At 47.3% G+C, this 14,222-nt stretch carries 12 protein-coding genes; 11 read left to right on the forward strand and 1 reads right to left on the reverse strand.

The features are described 5' to 3' along the window. The first annotated feature begins 71 nt into the window (after positions 1-71). On the forward strand, positions 72-1,121 hold the full coding sequence (locus tag D1B31_RS06820) for an LLM class flavin-dependent oxidoreductase (RefSeq protein ID WP_118920021.1): 1,050 nt from the start codon (positions 72-74) through the stop codon (positions 1,119-1,121). Between the two features lie 146 nt (positions 1,122-1,267). On the opposite strand, the gene D1B31_RS06825 is transcribed toward D1B31_RS06820, so the two are convergent. Further along, entirely contained in the window at positions 1,268-2,611 is a 1,344-nt protein-coding gene (locus D1B31_RS06825) for a uracil-xanthine permease family protein (protein ID WP_118920022.1), read from the reverse strand. A 303-nt stretch (positions 2,612-2,914) separates the two neighbouring features. Here D1B31_RS06825 and D1B31_RS06830 point away from each other — a divergent pair, with 303 nt between their 5' ends. The 10 genes from D1B31_RS06830 to D1B31_RS06870 all read left to right on the forward strand — a co-directional run bounded on the left by D1B31_RS06830 (position 2,915) and on the right by D1B31_RS06870 (position 14,208). Beyond that, entirely contained in the window at positions 2,915-3,892 is a 978-nt protein-coding gene (locus D1B31_RS06830) for an aromatic ring-hydroxylating oxygenase subunit alpha (RefSeq protein ID WP_118920023.1), read from the forward strand. 382 nt (positions 3,893-4,274) lie between these two features. Then, positions 4,275-5,969, forward strand: a complete 1,695-nt coding sequence (locus D1B31_RS06835) for a serine hydrolase domain-containing protein (RefSeq protein ID WP_118920024.1) — start codon at positions 4,275-4,277, stop codon at positions 5,967-5,969. A 31-nt stretch (positions 5,970-6,000) separates the two neighbouring features. Further along, entirely contained in the window at positions 6,001-7,266 is a 1,266-nt protein-coding gene (locus D1B31_RS06840; protein ID WP_240035201.1) for an exo-beta-N-acetylmuramidase NamZ family protein, read from the forward strand. A gap of 501 nt (positions 7,267-7,767) precedes the next feature. Beyond that, positions 7,768-7,899 (forward strand): hypothetical protein, encoded by a 132-nt coding sequence (locus tag D1B31_RS25020; protein WP_275670704.1) that lies wholly within the window; start codon positions 7,768-7,770, stop codon positions 7,897-7,899. Positions 7,900-7,974: 75 nt separating this feature from the next. Next, positions 7,975-9,435: a protein adenylyltransferase SelO gene (locus D1B31_RS06845; protein WP_118920026.1), complete on the forward strand. Its 1,461-nt coding sequence runs from the start codon at positions 7,975-7,977 to the stop codon at positions 9,433-9,435. Between the two features lie 126 nt (positions 9,436-9,561). After that, entirely contained in the window at positions 9,562-10,176 is a 615-nt protein-coding gene (locus tag D1B31_RS06850) for a LysE/ArgO family amino acid transporter (RefSeq protein ID WP_118920027.1), read from the forward strand. 253 nt (positions 10,177-10,429) lie between these two features. Beyond that, positions 10,430-11,533, forward strand: coding sequence for an ABC transporter ATP-binding protein (locus D1B31_RS06855; protein WP_118920028.1), 1,104 nt, complete (start codon positions 10,430-10,432; stop codon positions 11,531-11,533). Beyond that, positions 11,530-12,342 (forward strand): ABC transporter permease, encoded by an 813-nt coding sequence (locus D1B31_RS06860; protein WP_118920029.1) that lies wholly within the window; start codon positions 11,530-11,532, stop codon positions 12,340-12,342. Before D1B31_RS06855 ends, D1B31_RS06860 begins: the two co-directional genes overlap by 4 nt. After that, positions 12,335-13,138 (forward strand): ABC transporter permease, encoded by an 804-nt coding sequence (locus tag D1B31_RS06865; RefSeq protein WP_118920030.1) that lies wholly within the window; start codon positions 12,335-12,337, stop codon positions 13,136-13,138. Before D1B31_RS06860 ends, D1B31_RS06865 begins: the two co-directional genes overlap by 8 nt. Continuing rightward, positions 13,135-14,208 carry an ABC transporter substrate-binding protein gene (locus D1B31_RS06870; RefSeq protein ID WP_118920031.1) on the forward strand — a complete coding sequence of 358 codons (1,074 nt, stop codon included), beginning with the start codon at positions 13,135-13,137 and terminating at the stop codon, positions 14,206-14,208. The genes D1B31_RS06865 and D1B31_RS06870 overlap by 4 nt, the downstream gene beginning before the upstream one ends. Positions 14,209-14,222 lie beyond the last annotated feature (14 nt).

Below are 14,222 nucleotides of genomic sequence, written 5' to 3' on the forward strand. Positions count from 1 at the left end.
TCAATGCCTGCGAAATCCTCAGTTAAAGGTAAAATGGAGGGTAAGCAGGTGCAATCAAGGAGGAATAGTTGATGGAATTGGGCATAAGTACGTTCGTAGAAACAACACCGGATCCGGTGACCGGGAAGGTGATTAGCCATGCGCAGCGTTTGCGAGAAGTAGCTGAGGAAATTGTTCTCGCCGATCAGGTAGGACTGGATGTGTTTGGAGTCGGGGAGCACCATCGGGAGGACTTTGCTGCTTCTTCGCCGGCTGTATTACTGGCCGCGGCAGCCATGCAAACAAAGCGAATCCGGATGACAAGCGCGGTGACGGTTCTCTCTTCTGATGATCCGGTGCGTGTTTTCCAGGATTTCGCCACGCTTGACGGACTGACAAACGGCCGGGCGGAAATCATGGCGGGCAGGGGATCGTTCATCGAGTCATTCCCGCTGTTCGGATACGATTTAAAGGATTATGATGAATTGTTTGAAGAGAAACTGGACTTGCATTTGACATTGCAGAAGTCTGAAAAAGTGACATGGAGCGGAAAGCATCGCCCTTCAATTAATAATATCGGGATTTACCCGCGGCCGGTCCAGGATCCTTTGCCAATCTGGATTGGGAGTGGAGGCAACCAGGAATCCGTTGTCCGGGCCGGGTTGCTCGGACTGCCGTTAGTCCTTGCCATTATCGGAGGAAGCCCGTTGCATTTTGCCCCGCTAGTCGAGCTGTATTGGAAAGCGGCAGAGCATGCGGGCCATGATTTATCGAAGCTGAAGGTCGCTTCCCATTCCCACGGCTTTGTTGCAGAAGATACCGAGACGGCTGCCGATAAGTTTTTCCCTTCCACGCAGTACGTGATGAACAAGCTTGGCCGGGAACGCGGCTGGGGGCCATATTCAAGGAGGGCTTTTGATCAGGCCAGGAATTTAGAAGGAGCGCTTTATGTTGGTGACCCAGATACTGTCGCAGAGAAAATCATCTTTTTGCGCAAAAAGGTTGGCATTACCAGGTTCATGCTTCACTTACCGCTCGGAACAATGCCGCATGAAGATGTCATGAGAGCGATTGAACTGTTTGGCAAGGAAGTTGCGCCACGTGTCAGGGAAGAAGTCGCCAAGTGGGAAGCGGAACAGTAAGGATATTTCATTCGCGACAGCAAAGTCCCGGATACGAGGATTGCAGTCGTGGATGCCGGCTTTTTTTGCAAAACAGCCCCCTGGTTTTTTTTAAAAAAATCACCCCACTCTCAGCCTAAGCGCTGATAATGGGGTGATTTTTCGTTTTACGACAACGAATTCGCTTCTTTGGGAGCAGGTGCTTTCCGCTCATGCGGGACGATCAGATTCAGAATGAGCACTGCAATGGCACCAACAGCTGTACCGGAGGACAGGATATAGTTCGCAAAATCCGGAACGCTGTAAAGGATTTCTTTTGGAAGAACCGTTGTCCCAATTGTAAGCAGAATCGGAACGCCGATGACAATCATATTCCGGTCATCGATTTCAATTGGCTGGATGACCTTCAATCCATTCATGACGATGGCGACACAAACCACCCCGAAAATCCCCTGAATCACTGGCTGGGGCACACATGTAATGACAGCAGATAGCTTTGGTACAAGACCGAGAGCCACTAGAATAATTCCAGCGGCAATAATCGCCATCCTGCTCGCAACTCCTGTAATGGCAATGATACCGGCGTTGGAGGAATAGCCGGTCATTGGAGTGCCACCGAACAACGAACCAATGAAGCAGCCAAGCCCCTCGCCAAAGGAGGCCCTGTTCAGCCTCTTATCATCCAATTCACTCTCAGTAACCGTAGAAACCACAAACCAGGTGCCGGTTGTTTCAATTAAGATGATCATATAAATGAAAACCATCGTCAGGATAGCATGCAAATCAAATACGGGTTTCCCAAATGGGAAGAAGCTTGGCAATGAAAACAATGATGCTTTTTTCACGGCTGAAAAATCGACTGTGCCAAAATAAGCTGCAGTAAGAGTTCCTGCAACAATGGCGAGAATGACCGATAAAAGGCGGAAAAAAGTTCCGTACCCTTTTGTTTTCCGGCCTAGAAGGATGCAGATAATGAGAACGGCGGCAGAAACAAAGGCAATCAACACATTGTGGCCGACATTTCCCGGTGAAGTGTAAATGCTGTTAAACGCGCTGGGCATCAAGGAGATGCCAACAATGACGATAACCGTTCCCCCAACGAGCGGTGGAATCATCTTTCTGACTGCTTTTGCGAACCATTTAAGTGGATAGCCAAGAATCGCAATGAGTAAAGCTCCTGGCAAAAGGCTGCCGAAAACCGCGCCTAATCCAAGCTTTCCGCCTATTGCCGCCAATGCGCCGATTGGAACATAGGAAGGTCCCTGGACAACCGGCATCCGAACTCCGCCAATTGTCTGAATGAGTGTAGCAATCCCTGCTGCCAGGAAACACATTTGAATGAAAAAGGTTGTGTTCGTCGTATTTAGTGAAAGTAATCCTGCAATAATGATTGGCGCGATATACAAGTCCATAGCAAGGACATGTTGCATACCGAGCAACAATGCTTTCCCCCAGCTAATCTTGTCGTCGATACCCACTGAAATGTTTGTGTTTTTCCCCGTTTGTTTCACTGACCCCGTCTCCTTCTCTTTGATGGTTTTTTTAAGATGGTGTTTCATGAATAGCTGACGATAAGTTGGAATGAAAGTGAATCTTTTACTTTCGGTGCCATTTTTTCACTTATCATTAATTTCCCACTATAGCCTGATTGCGAATTATAGTTGAATTATAAAGAAGGAATAAGCAGATGTAAACAGTTAAATACGTATATTTAATTGTTAATTTGAGTTAATGTTCGTATTTTTGTTGACTTTAGTAAAATACCTTTCTAAAATAAAGTACATAAAATACTGAAATGTGAAGGGAAGATAGAAATGATTGTGGAAGATCATGTTTTACGCAATGACTGGATTGTTGCGTGCAAAATAGAGGACGTAAAAGATGAACCGCTTCAAGTCGCGATTATGGGCGAAAGAGTCGTTTTCTTCCGCAATGATAAAGGCATCCATGCATTCAAGGATTTATGTATCCACCGAGGCGCGGCCCTGTCGCTAGGGTGCGTGAGGGATGGAAAGTTAGTCTGCCCATACCATGGCTGGGAGTATAATTCTGAAGGAGCATGCACGAAGATTCCCCAGCTGCCTGAAGGAAGGTCCATTCCATTAAAAGCCAGAGCAATCAAATATGCATGCCGGGAAGCATATGGATTTGTGTGGATTAACCTTAACAACAACAATCCCGAAATGTTCTCTTATCCGCAATTCTCCGATGAAAAATACCGCAACATTCATTGGGGGCCGCAACAGGTGCATGCCAAACCGCCAAGGGTTGTTGAAAACTTCCTCGATGTCGGCCATTTGTCATTTATACACGAGGGGTATCTTGGCGTTCAGGAGCATCCTGTTATTGGCGAGTACGACGTGCATACTGAAGACGACCGAATTTATAGTGATGAGATTGCAATCTTCCAGCCGGACCCAGATGGAACAGGGGTGGCAAAAGATGTTTACTATACGTATGAAATCCTTCGGCCGCTAACTGTTCTGTTTACAAAAAGGGACCCTGATTCGGATAATAGGATGACGATTTTGCTTACTATTTTGCCTGTTGATGAAAGTAAATCCATCGCCTACGGGATTATGTCGTTCAACTATGAAACCGGCACAACCGATCAGGAAACTATTGAATTTCAGGATATGATATTTGCCCAGGACAAGCCAATCGTCGAGAACCAAAAACCAGAAGACCTCCCGCTAGACCTGCAGGTTGAACTCTCATTAAAATGCGACAGAATGAGCATAGCCTACAGACAATATTTAAAAAGAATGGGCGTCACTTTGGGGACGGATTAATAGATTAAATGCATAAAAGCAGTGCAACAAAGTAGTGCCTGGCACCCTGGTGGGACAAAAAGAGTCCCGCCGGGGTGCCAGGCACTTTTATTATTTAAGGATTCAAAACGGCGTAATAAAAATTTCCCAACCTGATTTATGCAAGTTTTGAAAAATGATACAAATGTCCCGAAGACTGCCCTTTGGGGCTTTTTTTAAGCTGGGTAGCTTGCAGTTTTTTACAAAAAGTCCTTCTTTCCACCTGGTTATGCCGGTAGTTCGATAGCAACTTCCTTTTTCGTAGGCCATAGGTGGGATGGACAGCTGAATTGAAAGTTGGATAGTCTATAGCTTGAAAGCCCTTACATTTTGTGATAGAGCTCGCGCTCGGAGAGGAGGAAGGATGAAGAAAAAAACGTTGGCGATTGCCCTGGCGGCTGTGCTCACAACTGGAGCGCTCGTTCCCGTATCTGCCGCAGAGGGTAGCCGGAACACAGGGACATCGATGGAACAAAGAGAGGGAAAAGCGGGTTCCCAAAAAGCGCATCCTGTGTTTGCATGGGATAAGCCTGGCCCGTTGTCGCCTGTCCTGCACAACGGATCGGTCCGCGGGGCAGGGATGGTGAAGCAGCCGCTCGATGAAATTGACGGACACATGAACGAAATGATTTCCGAAGGAGTCATGCCGGGTGCGGTGGCGTTTGTCGCGCGCCGGGGCCATATCGTAAAACATGATGCGTATGGATTTGCCTACAAATACAAGGATGATCAATTCACCAAGTCGGAGAATCCAATACCGATGCGGGAGGACACCATTTTCGACCTGGCCTCAATCAGCAAAATTTTCACTACGACTGCTGCAATGATTTTATATGAGCAGGGACGCTTTGGGCTGGATGAACCGGTTGCCAAGTACATACCTAAATTTGCGGCAAACGGGAAGGAAAATGTCACAATCCGCCAGTTGATGACCCATACTTCGGGTTTCGCTGCGTGGATTCCGCTTTATACGCAAGGAACGAACCGCGACGACAGGATGAATTTTGTTCTAAATCACCCCTTAAGCAATAAACCGGGCACTGCCTATACATACAGTGATTTGAACATGATTACACTAGGATTCTTGATTGAACGACTGTCTGGCCAGCGCCAGGACGAGTTTGTAAAGAAATATTTGACGGACCCGCTTAACATGAAGGATACGATGTACAACCCGCCGGCAAGTCTAAAGAGCCGGATTGCTGCAACTGAGTTTCAACCGGCAATAGGCAGAGGCCTTGTCTGGGGTGAGGTGCACGATGAGAATGCCTGGGCATTGGGCGGCGTCGCCGGTCATGCGGGTGTTTTCTCGACTGCGGGCGATTTGGCAAAATTGGCCCATATGTACTTGAATGATGGCCGCTACGGCAGCAAGCAAATCCTGAAGCCGGATACAGTCAAAATGCTTATAGAAAACCAGATTCCAGAGTTTCCTGGAAATGACCATGGCTTAGGCTGGGAGCTTGCCCAAGGCTGGTTCATGGATGCACTGTCAGAAGGATCGACGCTTGGCCATACCGGTTACACGGGAACGTCAATCGTTGTGAACAGAAACAACGGCACAATTGCTATCCTGCTGACGAACCGGGTGCACCCGACGCGAAACACGGTGACAACGAATCTGGCCCGCAGGCAGTTGGCGAGGCAGGTTGCTGATGCGATTCCGGTTAACATCCCTGATGGAAAGGCCTGGTTTTCCGGCTACGGCGATCGCCTGCAGCGTTCCCTTGTGGCCGAGGTCGAGTTGGATAAGTCTGCGGATCTTACTTTTGAGACGTGGTACCGAATTGAAGCGGACGCTGATTATGGGTATCTCGAATTGTCTAGCGATGGGCTAAACTGGGAGCGGGCAAAAACGTTTACCGGCAGCAGTGTTGATTGGCTTTCTGGGAATGTGGAAATACCGGAAGCAACTAAGTTCATTCGGTTCACATATACCACTGACAGTTCCGTGAATGGCCGGGGCTGGTATGTGGATAACGTGAAACTTTCATCTCTGGATGGCGAGCCGGTTGAATTGAACTTCAGCGGAGATGGTTGGAAGCAGAGGGGTTATTAAGAAAAAACGAACGAAATGGGGAGTGGTTTTTTTGAAAAGAGGATTGGCTGCGGTACTGACACTGATTTTAATTTTGTCATCATTGACAGCGGTATTTGCGAATCATGACAAAGGCAATGGCAAAAGCCAGGACCATAAGAGGTTCCAGCTTGGCGCCGAGGCTTTGCTGAAGGAACACAAGGATTTAATTAAAGGCAAGCGGGTTGGGCTTATTACAAATCCGACGGGAGTGGACAAAGACCTGACCAGCGTGGTTGACTTGCTGTTCAATGATCCCGATGTGGAATTGACCGCTCTTTATGGACCGGAACACGGTGTAAGGGGAAGCGCCCAGGCCGGCCAGTATGTTGAATACTATATCGATGAAAAAACGAACCTCCCTGTTTACAGCCTATATGGCCAAACGCGGAAGCCGACCCCGGAAATGCTGGAAAACGTGGATGTGCTCCTTTTTGACATCCAGGATGTTGGAACGAGATTCTACACGTATATTTACACAATGGCCTATGCGATGGAAGCGGCAAAGGAAAACAACATCCCATTCATCGTTCTTGACCGTCCGAACCCGCTTGGCGGAACAAAGGTGGAAGGTCCAGTGCTTGATGCATCTAAGTATACGTCTTTCGTTGGGAACTATGCGATTCCGCTTCGCCATGGGATGACCGTGGGCGAGCTTGCGAAACTGTTCAATAAAGAATTCAATATCGGCGCAGACCTGACTGTCGTTGAAATGAAAGGCTGGAAGCGCACGATGTATTTTGATGAAACGCCATTTGAGTTTGTGATGCCGTCGCCTAACATGCCGACACTGGAAACGGCTCTCGTTTATCCGGGCGCGGCATTGATTGAAGGGACCAACGTTTCTGAAGGCCGCGGGACGACGAAGCCGTTCGAACTGATTGGCGCGCCGTTCATTAACGCGGATAAATTGGCTGCCGAGCTGAACGGATTGGATCTGCCAGGCGTGAAGTTCCGCGCGGCATCGTTTATCCCGACGTTCTCCAAGCATTCGGGGGCCTTATCTCACGGTATCCAGATTCACATTACAAATCGGGATTCGTTTAAGCCGGTCGAAACGGGGCTTCATATTGTGAAGACCATCCATGAATTGTATCCGGCCCAATTCCAATTCCGCGCGCCGGACAGCAAGGGAATCTCCTTCTTCGATTTATTGATCGGAAATGGCTGGGTGCGGGAAGCGATTGAAAACGGAAAATCCGTCGATGAAATGAAAGCCCAGTGGGAAGATGAACTGGATCAGTTCATGGATGTTAGGGAAAAGTATTTGATTTATTAATTAGGAGAATCGTCTCAGTCATTATGGCTGGGGCGTTTTTTTTTGCAAAAATGGCCCAGGCTATAATTTTTGTTCCAGGCTGTCACGCAAGTTCCGGATGAGTGACAACAACTATGGAAAAACCTGACTGGTTGTCACGGAAATCGCGGTTGAGTGACAAAAATCAGGACAACAGCGGTTTGGTTGTCACGCAAAACCCGGATGAGTGACAACACTCATGAAAAAAGCGGTTTAATTGTCACGCAAATGCCGGATGAGTGACAACAATCGTGAAAAACTCAGTTTGGTTGTCATGCAAAGCAAGTGTGAGTGACAACAATCGTTAAAAACTCGATTTGATTGTCCCGCAAATGCCGGATGAGTGACAACAATCAGGAAGAAATCGGTTTAGTTGTCATGCAAATCCCGGATGAGTGTCAACAACTATGGAAAAACCTGACTGGTTGTCACGCAGAAGTTTCCGGGACAATAAAAAGAAACAGAACTTAGGAGGCAAATCCATTGAAACAGAGAAATCAGAACCGAACCGACCAAGTTAAGCAAGAGAAAAAAGAACCACTGAGCAAAAAAGGCCGCAACACCCAAAAGGACGGTTTCCGCTATGATTATGACGACTCTTCCGATGTTCAATAAGCGCAGGATGCGTTCTAACTAAAGGGAAAGGGTATAATAATCTAAACAGAAGATAAGGAACCGAAAGGAGCTCCTATGACAAAAAAAATAGGTTGGAACTTCGATAATAGTTATACCCAATTACCTGATGTCTTTTATACATTGCAAAAACCGAAACCAGTCCGCGCTCCTAAAATGGCGGTGTTTAACACCTCCCTTGCGGAGCGGCTTGGTCTGGACCCTGATGCTCTCCAAAGTGAAAATGGAGTCGAACAGCTTGCGGGCAACCAAATCCCAGATGGCGCCTCGCCTCTATCCCAGGCGTATGCCGGCCACCAGTTCGGCCATTTTACGATGCTTGGCGACGGCCGGGCTGTCCTCCTTGGCGAGCAAATTACGCCTCAGGGAGATAGGATGGACATCCAGTTTAAGGGGCCTGGCAGGACGCCTTATTCCCGCGGTGGGGATGGGCGCGCGGCGTTAGGACCGATGCTCCGCGAATATATCATCAGTGAAGCGATGCACGCGCTTGGCATCCCGACGACCAGAAGCCTCGCAGTCGTGGAAACGGGTGAAGCGGTCTATAGGGAAACCGAGCTGCCGGGAGCCATTCTGACCCGTGTGGCTTCAAGCCATCTCCGGGTCGGCACGTTCCAGTACGCCGCCGGCCGGGATGAAATTGAAAACCTTCGCGCACTTGCGGATTATGCCATTCACCGGCACTACCCTGAAATGGAAGCGCAGGAAAACAAATATGTCTCTTTCCTGCAAGCGGTTATCGATCGCCAAGCTTCACTCATTGCAAAATGGCAGCTTGTCGGATTTATTCACGGTGTCATGAATACCGACAATATGACGATTAGCGGGGAGACAATTGATTACGGCCCGTGCGCGTTCATGGATACGTATGACCCAGCGACTGTTTTCAGTTCAATTGACAGGCAAGGCCGCTATGCGTACGGCAACCAGCCATACATCGGGGTCTGGAATTTGGCGCGCTTTGCCGAATCCCTTCTGCCTCTCCTTCATGAAAACATGGATGAGGCGCTTGAAATGGCCAACGAAGCCCTTTCCAGTTTTGCAAAGCTGTTCCAAAAGAACTGGCACGAAGGAATGAAGGCGAAGCTTGGCCTGCTAAACGAAGAGCCCCAGGACGAATCCTTAATAGGCGATCTTCTTACGATGATGGAAAAATACCATGCCGACTATACAAATACGTTCCGTGCCCTAACTCTCTATAAACCGGAGGATACCGTCCTGCACGAAAAAGATGAATTTAAACAATGGTATGAACGCTGGCAGGAAAGGCTCGGCCGGCAAAATGAACCTCGTGAATCATCCCAACAATTGATGCAGCAAAGCAATCCGGCCGTCATCCCAAGGAACCACCGGGTCGAGGAAGCCCTTGACGCGGCTGTTGAAAAAGGCGACTACAGTGTGATGGAAAAGTTACTAAAGGTGCTTTCAGACCCGTACGCCCACTCAACTGAACAGAAAGAGTATTGCACCGTACCGGATCAGACTGGCAAACCTTACAGGACATTTTGCGGGACCTGAAGCTATACGAATAGTGAAAGGCAACTACTTAGTGGTTGCCTTTTTTGGCGGTATATAATAGATTGAACAATAAAACAAACTATTTAGACAAAAGAGTTTCGTTGGATTGGAAAGCTGGTGAATGGGATGGAAGCGTTACTTCATGGAGTGATTTTGGCATTTGGCTTGATTTTGCCGTTAGGGGTTCAGAATGTATTTATTTTTAACCAGGGAGCAATCCATAAAAGGTTTACCGGGACATTACCCGCGGTTGTGACGGCAGGCATCTGTGACACGCTGTTGATTTCGCTGGCTGTTGCCGGTGTGTCTATCATTGTCTTAAATTTTGAATGGCTGAGGAATTTGTTGTTTATTGTGGGATTTTTGTTTTTGGCCTATATGGGATGGTCGATTTGGAAAACGTCCGGTCAGGGTGCGAGCAATGGACGGAAAGAGCTCTTTTCAGCAAAAAGGCAGGTTGCCTTCGCCGCCTCCGTTTCACTGCTGAATCCCCATGCCATTCTTGATACAATTGGTGTCATTGGGACAGCTTCCCTTGTGTATGCAGGAGTTGATAAGTGGCTGTTCACAATCGCTTGTATCGTTGTATCATGGATTTGGTTTTTTGCCCTGGCTATGACAGGTAGGAAGGTTGGCCAGTTTGATCAGAGGGGAAGTTTTCTGAAAAGGCTCAATCAAGTATCCGCCCTGGTTGTCTGGGGGATGGCCATCTATATGGGCTATATGGTTTTGGCGCATTAAGGACCCCCTTCCATATAACTTACATATAATATAGAAGTTTTTTAAGAGCCTTACTGATTTCAAAAGAGCTCTTTTTTTCTGCATGGAGTTTCCTTTGTTTTTAAAATAATGTAAAAAAAAGAAAGAATATTGAATTTTTGCCCCCCTCATGTATAATTGTTCCGAATGTAACATTTGTCGAAAAAAGACATGATTTGATGAGTAAGATCAAATCAGTTTCAAAATATAGGATGTAAGAGTAAGGAGGCGGCCAATGAATAATTCAATGATTATTCAATTTGACAATGTAACAAAGCAATATGATACTGATCGTCCTGTACTGGACGATGTCAGTTTTGAACTTGAGCGGGGCAAATTTTACACGCTGCTTGGCCCATCTGGATGCGGAAAGACGACGATTCTTCGGCTGATTGCCGGGTTTACCGAGGCCACCTCCGGAGATATTTATTTTAACGGAAAAAGAATTAACGATCTTCCAGCCAATAAGCGCCGGATGAATACCGTATTCCAGGATTATGCGTTATTCCCCCATCTAAATGTATTTGAAAACGTGGCTTTTGGCCTGCGCATTAAGAAAATGAGGGAAACGGACATCAAGGCGAAAGTGAAAGAAGCCTTGCAGTTTGTTAACCTGGCCGGCTACGAAAATAGGGAAATTACAGAGATGTCCGGCGGGCAGCGCCAGCGTGTCGCGATTGCCAGGGCGATTGTCAACGAGCCGGAAGTCATCCTTCTCGATGAGCCATTATCTGCTCTCGACTTAAAGCTGCGCACAGAGATGCAGTATGAACTGCGTGAACTGCAGCGCCGGCTTGGCATTACGTTCATTTTCGTCACACATGACCAAGAGGAAGCGCTGGCGATGTCGGATGAGATTTTTGTTATCAATGAAGGAAAAATCCAGCAAAGCGGAACGCCTACGGATATTTATGACGAACCGATCAACCGCTTCGTCGCCGATTTCATCGGTGAGTCGAATATTGTCCATGGAACAATGATTGAGGACTATTTGGTTAAATTCACCGGCAAACAATTTGAGTGTGTCGACCAAGGCTTCAACCCAAATGAACCGGTTGAAATTGTCATCCGCCCGGAAGATTTGGAAATCACCTCTCGTGAAAAAGGGAAGCTTCAGGTCCAGGTGGATTCCCAGCTTTTCCGCGGCGTGCACTATGAACTAAGCTGTTATGACAAGGATGGGAACGAGTGGCTCGTCCATTCGACGAAAAAAGCGGCTGTTGGCGATCAAATCGGACTTTATTTTGAGCCGGAGGCGATCCACGTCATGCGTCTTGGCGAGACAGAGGAAGAATTCGACCGGCGCCTGGAAGCTTATAAGGACGGGGACGAAGAATGAACCGGAACCTGACCCGCCAGCTGTATATTCTCCCGTATACGCTTTGGATGATTTTCTTTGTCATCGCACCAATTTTGTTAGTCGTCTATTACTCCTTTTTAAATATCGACGGCCATTTTTCTTTTGAAAACTATCAAAAGTTCTTCACGCCAGTATATTTGAAGATGGTGTTCAGTTCGTTCTGGTATGCGTTCTTGATTACGTTGTTTTCGTTGCTCGTCGCTTATCCGACTGCACTGTTTTTGACAAAAACGAAGCATAAGCAGCTATGGCTCCTGCTAATCATTGTTCCGTCCTGGATTAACCTGCTCTTGAAGGCGTATGCGTTCCTTGGCATTTTCGGGACTTACGGCGCAGCCAACCAGTTTCTTGAGGCGATCGGAATTGGGACGAAGCAAATACTGTTTACCGATTTCAGTTTCGTTTTCGTATCGGTTTACATTTTTATACCGTTTATGATTTTGCCAATCTTCAATTCGCTTAACGAGTTGAATCCGGCTTTGATTGATGCTGCCAAAGACCTTGGCGCATCGAAGTGGACGACGTTCAGCCGCGTCATTTTCCCTCTGACGATTGAAGGGGTGAAATCGGGCTGTCAGGTAGTCTTCATTCCGGCGCTGTCCTTGTTCATGCTGACGAGATTGATTGCCGGCAACAGGGTCATCACGCTTGGAACAGCGATTGAACAGAACTTCCTTGTCACACAGGACTGGGGAATGGGCTCCACAATCGCGGTATTTTTGATTCTGGCGATGTTTGCCATTATGGCGCTCACCGGTATCCGGAAGCGGGGTGTGCTGCGTGGATAAAAAATTATCCCCTTTTGCAAAATTGTTTTTGGTGCTGATTTTCTTTATCCTGTATTCGCCAATCTTCTTCCTGATTTTCTATTCATTTAACAGCGGTGGGAAGATGTTTGGTTTTGAAAGCTTTACACTCGATTGGTATAAAGAACTGTTAAGTGATACAAGGCTATTGATTATCGTTCTGAATACGCTTGTTGTCGCGCTGCTATCCGCCTTAATTGCCACCATGATCGGCTTAATTGGCGCGCTTGGCATCCATTCGATGAGGAAGCGGGCAACGAAAAATACTCTCCTGTCGCTGAACAATGTGTTGATTGTAAGCCCGGACGTTATCATCGGTGCGTCCTTCCTGATTTTGTTTACCGTTTCCGGGTACAAACTTGGATTCTATTCGGTCCTGCTTTCACATATCGCGTTCAGTGTCCCAATTGTCGTCCTGATGGTGCTCCCGAAGTTGTCCGAAATGAGCCCTTCGCTTGTTGACGCCGCTAGGGATCTTGGCGCCAACAGCTTGGATGTTTTGACGAAGGTTATTTTGCCTTATTTGACTCCAGGAATCATGGCCGGATTCTTCATGGCCCTGACATATTCCCTGGATGATTTCGCGGTTACATTCTTCGTAACCGGCAACGGGTTCAGCACATTGTCTGTTGAGATTTATTCACTGGCGCGCCGCGGCGTTTCATTGAATATTAACGCCCTCTCGACGCTGCTGTTCCTATTTACAACACTCCTTGTTGTGGTTTATTACTTCATCACACAAAGACAGAAGCCGGCTGGAATGGGGGTTAAAAAATGAAGCAGCTCATGCGCATGTTTTTAACAATCGTTCTCGCCTCAGCCGCTTTGCTTGGGATTATTGCAAAATTGAATGATACAAAAGGCTACTCCGGCAGCAATACGCTAACCATTTACAACTGGGGTGACTACATTGATCCCGATCTCATCAAGCTTTTTGAAAAAGAAACAGGCATCAGCGTCGTTTATGAAACCTTCGATTCCAATGAAGCGATGATGACAAAGATCAAGCAGGGCGGTACGGCTTACGATATCGCCGTGCCATCAGAGTACATGATTGCAAAAATGCTAGAGGAGGACTTGCTCCTCCCAATCGACCACTCCAAGCTGCCGAACTTAAAAAACATCGACGAGCGCTTCATGGATTTGCCATTCGACCCGGAAAATAAATATTCCGTCCCGTATTTCTGGGGAACGGTCGGCATCGTTTATAATCCAAAGATGCTGCATGATAAAGAGATCACAAGCTGGAACGACCTTTGGGATTCGGATTTAGAAAATCAAATCCTGCTGATTGATGGCGCGCGTGAAGTTATCGGCATGGGTCTTAACAGCCTAGGCTACTCGCTGAATGATACGAATAAAGTCCATTTGCGTGAGGCCAAGAATAAGCTGGATACACTAACGCCCAATATCAAAGCGATTGTCGGCGATGAAATTAAGATGCTGATGGCGAATGAAGAAGCCTCGATTGGACTCGTCTGGTCTGGCGATGCGGCTGACATCATGTCGGAAAACGAGGACCTCGATTATGTCGTCCCAAGCGAAGGATCGAATCTATGGTTTGACAATATGGTCATTCCGAAAACGGCGAAAAATAAAGAAGCGGCCCATCAGTTTATCAACTTTATGCTGGATCCGGAAATAGCCGCCCAGAATACAGAATGGGTCTGTTATTCGACCCCAAATAAGGAAGCATTGCAATTTATGCCTGAGGAAATGACCGAGGATGAGCGCTTCTACCCGTCCGAGGAACTGACAGAAAAGCTGGAAGTGTATGAAAACCTCGGCCAAAGGAACCTGGCGTACTATAATCAGCTGTTCCTTGAGTTTAAAATGCATAGGAAATAGTTTTGGTGGAGGCA

The organism is Neobacillus notoginsengisoli, from assembly GCF_003515685.1.
GTDB classification, from domain to species: domain Bacteria; phylum Bacillota; class Bacilli; order Bacillales; family Cytobacillaceae; genus Bacillus_D; species Bacillus_D notoginsengisoli.

What these genes read in the sequence shown, in the direction of transcription:
- D1B31_RS06860 (WP_118920029.1), top strand. Translation starts at nt 11,530, where the DNA reads ATGAACCGGAACCTGACCCGCCAGCTGTATATTCTCCCGTATACGCTT.
- D1B31_RS06845 (WP_118920026.1), top strand. Translation starts at nt 7,975, where the DNA reads ATGACAAAAAAAATAGGTTGGAACTTCGATAATAGTTATACCCAATTA.
- D1B31_RS06835 (WP_118920024.1), top strand. Translation starts at nt 4,275, where the DNA reads ATGAAGAAAAAAACGTTGGCGATTGCCCTGGCGGCTGTGCTCACAACT.
- D1B31_RS06870 (WP_118920031.1), top strand. Translation starts at nt 13,135, where the DNA reads ATGAAGCAGCTCATGCGCATGTTTTTAACAATCGTTCTCGCCTCAGCC.
- D1B31_RS06830 (WP_118920023.1), top strand. Translation starts at nt 2,915, where the DNA reads ATGATTGTGGAAGATCATGTTTTACGCAATGACTGGATTGTTGCGTGC.
- D1B31_RS06820 (WP_118920021.1), top strand. Translation starts at nt 72, where the DNA reads ATGGAATTGGGCATAAGTACGTTCGTAGAAACAACACCGGATCCGGTG.
- D1B31_RS06855 (WP_118920028.1), top strand. Translation starts at nt 10,430, where the DNA reads ATGAATAATTCAATGATTATTCAATTTGACAATGTAACAAAGCAATAT.
- D1B31_RS06850 (WP_118920027.1), top strand. Translation starts at nt 9,562, where the DNA reads ATGGAAGCGTTACTTCATGGAGTGATTTTGGCATTTGGCTTGATTTTG.